The 3,428-nt window shown below is 41.2% G+C and carries 5 protein-coding genes; 2 read left to right on the plus strand and 3 right to left on the minus strand.

What is annotated here, in order from left to right; all coding sequences use genetic code 11:
- Positions 1 to 467 precede the first annotated feature (467 nt).
- A complete protein-coding gene (locus PL9214_RS10530; RefSeq protein WP_245824228.1) occupies positions 468 to 692 on the plus strand; it encodes a RelB antitoxin-like protein in 225 nt (74 codons plus the stop codon).
- A complete protein-coding gene (locus tag PL9214_RS10535; protein ID WP_281250320.1) occupies positions 692 to 967 on the plus strand; it encodes a type II toxin-antitoxin system RelE family toxin in 276 nt (91 codons plus the stop codon). Before PL9214_RS10530 ends, PL9214_RS10535 begins: the two co-directional genes overlap by 1 nt.
- A gap of 144 nt (positions 968 to 1,111) precedes the next feature.
- Here the strand turns inward: PL9214_RS10535 and PL9214_RS10540 are convergent, their stop codons facing one another.
- The 3 genes from PL9214_RS10540 to PL9214_RS10555 all read right to left on the minus strand — a co-directional run bounded on the left by PL9214_RS10540 (position 1,112) and on the right by PL9214_RS10555 (position 2,888).
- A complete protein-coding gene (locus PL9214_RS10540) occupies positions 1,112 to 1,555 on the minus strand; it encodes a type II toxin-antitoxin system VapC family toxin (RefSeq protein ID WP_072718788.1) in 444 nt (147 codons plus the stop codon).
- Positions 1,556 to 2,284: 729 nt separating this feature from the next.
- On the minus strand, positions 2,285 to 2,545 hold the full coding sequence (locus PL9214_RS10550; protein ID WP_072718790.1) for a hypothetical protein: 261 nt from the start codon (positions 2,543 to 2,545) through the stop codon (positions 2,285 to 2,287).
- A 13-nt stretch (positions 2,546 to 2,558) separates the two neighbouring features.
- Complete coding sequence (locus PL9214_RS10555) at positions 2,559 to 2,888, minus strand: flavoredoxin (RefSeq protein ID WP_072718791.1); 330 nt, start codon at positions 2,886 to 2,888, stop codon at positions 2,559 to 2,561.
- Positions 2,889 to 3,428 lie beyond the last annotated feature (540 nt).

Consider the following 3,428-nt stretch of genomic DNA (forward strand, 5'->3'; position numbering starts at 1 on the left):
AGATGACCGTTGCTTTACGATGCGTAATTGATACAACTTTCTGAGAAACCGGGTTTCTTAACAACAATCTCGGTCGAGATCCGCTCATCTTTCTGAGAAACCCGGTTTCGGGTTCACTTTTCCTAATTATTATCAGAAAATGGGAACACTATTTTTTAATAGTGCGATGGCGTAGCCGCCGCCTGTCGGCATCGCACTCCCAGAAATTATCATGCAGAAAGGGCGATCGCTCTTTTTTTAAGAATGCGATCACCTAGCCACCGCCTGTCGGCATCGCTTTCCCTAAAATCATCACATTGATAGAATAGAAATAGATCTGATTATGAACCCTTAAAAAAATGACACAAATTACCACGACTGAATTACCTCAACCCTTCCAAACTCTATTAATAGAGGTCGAACGTAAGATCTTCTTGCCGTATCATTTGCAGATCAGATAGAATGACTAATAGTTTCTGAAGTTTAAAATGGAAACAATGCTAAACATTGAATATCTGACAAGCCAAGATGGAGAGGTGATCGCCGTGGTAATTCCTATTGCTCTATGGCGACAACTTTTGCCTGATGAAGAATCTTCCTTGGAGGAACTTCGGGAAGCGGTAGAAGACTATTGTTTGAATAAAGCGATGAATGAAGCTGTTAATACTCCCTTGCTTGATCGAGCGATGGCTTTGGCTTATCTTGAGGAGTAATGATTTTGGAAGTTCAATACCGTCAGGCTTTTCTAAAAGACTTGAAGCAACTTAAGAGTTCGACATCATACCAACGCATCTATGAAGTTGCGTTTACAACTCTAGCAGCTATCAACACTTTGGAGGAAATTTCTGACATTAAAGCCATGAAAGGTTACAGTTGTCGCTATCGTATCCGTATCGGCGATTACCGTATTGGAATAGAGGTTAATGGTGATGTTATAGAAGTGATGCGGGTTCTACATCGTCGAGAATTTTATCGTTATTTTCCGTAAGTTTTAAAAATTAAAATTTGTTCATAAGAAACGCGATCGCTTTCCCTAAAATTATCACCCATAAAGTGCGATCGCTCTTTTTTTAAGACTGTGATCGCTTTAATACACTACAGTGAAAAAACCGTATATTCATAGGGGCGATGTTCAGATCCAAGATTCCAAGTCGAATGGCTGTACTGCTTGGATACGCTGAAAGTCTTTATCAGTTGTTACTAGAGTAAGTTGATGTTGAAGTGTAACAGCGACAATCCACAAATCATTTTCACCGATGCCTAATTGAGTTATGTTGGTTCTACGGCGTTGGGATCGCTCTTGTGGGGCATAGCGATCAAAGACTGCTGCTTTGAGGTTGCCGTAAATTTCGGCGGTGGTTTCGTCGATGGGGTAGATGTATAGTCCAATCAAGAAACGTTGAACTAGGGCAAGATTAGCCTGTCGTTGTTGAGATCGAGCCGCCATGTCAATCAATTCACCCTTGACAATTGTGCAAGTTGCGATTGACTCATCCGCAAGATTGGCAAGGCGATCAAGCACTTGAGTGTTGCCGAGTATAGCGTAACTACAGTGATTTGTGTCGAGCAGAAACATTACTCGAAAGGATTCGGGTTGTGGTCAAATTGTATTTCGCCTCGTGAGTATTGGACGGCTTCTAAACATTCTTGGAAATCGTCCCCTGACCAAGTGCCGATTGTCTTGAGATGAGCGAGAAAGGATCTAGCGGATGTGTTACGAGGTTTGCCCGGAAGAGAGTTAACAAAAGTGAGGACTTCGGCAAGGTGATCGCTCGGCAAAGTTTCAATTGCTTGTAGAAGTTGTTCTTTTAGGGTCATAAGCTGTGCGGGGGTTGTTGTTTATGGGTTGCTCATAATGGGTGTTAGCTGTTTATATTTTAGGCGATCGCACCAAACTGAGAAGATCGGTGAGCAGTTCGTCAGGGGTGCTATCGATTTCTTGGAGGAGGAGTTCTTTGATGGTCATCGCCACATCTCAGGAGGATTGATAGCTTAGATTATAACGAGTTTTTCCAAACAAAGCTGAGAAACCGGGTTTCTTAACAACAATCTCGGTTGAGATCCGCTCATCTTTCTGAGAAACCCGGTTTCGGGTTCACTTTTCCTAATTATTATCAGAAAATGCGAACACTGTTTTTTAATAGTGCGATCGCTCTCCCTAAAATTATCGCTCATAAATAAAGTGCTATCGCTCTTTATTTTAAGAATGCGATCGCATGGGGGTGATAAACCGGGTTTCTGAATAAAATCTCGGCGGTGATGCTTGAGTTATCTGAGAAACCCGGTTTCTTAAGTTGCGATCGCACTAGACTGTTGCTTGAACAAGCATATCCTCTACCTGTCTTAGAAGTTTCCAATCAATTGCTGCAACCCAAAGACTTTCCTCTTCAGAATATTGCACCACGCCATCAACTTCTAATTCTTCGCTATAGAGGGTGAGCAATTTACCATTTTGTAACTTAATATTTTGGCGACTCAAATCTTCAATTGTACCAACACAATTTAGGCGAAGGCGACTCTGTTCATCAGCATTATGAAAGTCTGCAAAGATTCTGGGATAACTCATGTTTTTACTCGATTTAGGATGATGGTTGTGATGGGTTAGGAATTGTTGGTGTCAGCAGAAAACTTGCTTTTTCTGGTATTAAGCCAGTTAATGTTGCATGATTTGGGCTTCTGCCAGAAGTACGGATGACATCTCCACCACAAGAGCGAACTTCACCTACTGTGGTAACACCAACTTGTCCATGAGGGATTGCTAATGTTAATTCTGCTACTGACAATCCTACTGCACATTCTACAGAAATTCCCGTAATACCGCTAGGGTGGGTTCCTGTGGCTCGTTGAATATCTTCTGGGCGATTACGACCGCCACGAACTACTAAGGCTTTGTTTGGAATTATTTCCACAAGTGTAGGCTGTTTGATTTATATATGCGCTACAGTTTACCAGAAATCTTTGCCTAAGCGCGATCGCTCTTTTTTTAAGAATGCGATCGCTTTCCCTAAAATTATCACCCATAAAGTGCGATCGCTTTCCCTACAATGATCACATTGACCTGATGAAAAATAGTGCTATAATCAATGTAGTAATTCTGAGAGTACAATGGCTAAAATTTAGATTGAAAACTTGCCTGATGAACTATATAGTCAGATTGAGTGTCTAGCCTCAGAGAAAAATTTTACTCTTAATGAGGCAGTTATTCATCTGTTGACGCAATCCTTATTATTTGATCTTGACAAAGTAATGATAAATCGGACGCAAGAGAACCAACATAAGTCAGCAATTCTACAAAGAATTCGTAATCGTCCGAGAGTTAATCCCAGGGATTTTGGATTAACAGATAGCACTATTTTAATTCAAGAGGATCGCAATAGATGACCGTTGCTTTACGATGCGTAATTGATACAACTTTCTGAGAAACCGGGTTTCTTAACAACAATCTCGGT

The sequence above is a fragment of the Planktothrix tepida PCC 9214 genome (assembly GCF_900009145.1).
In the GTDB taxonomy this organism is placed as follows: domain Bacteria; phylum Cyanobacteriota; class Cyanobacteriia; order Cyanobacteriales; family Microcoleaceae; genus Planktothrix; species Planktothrix tepida.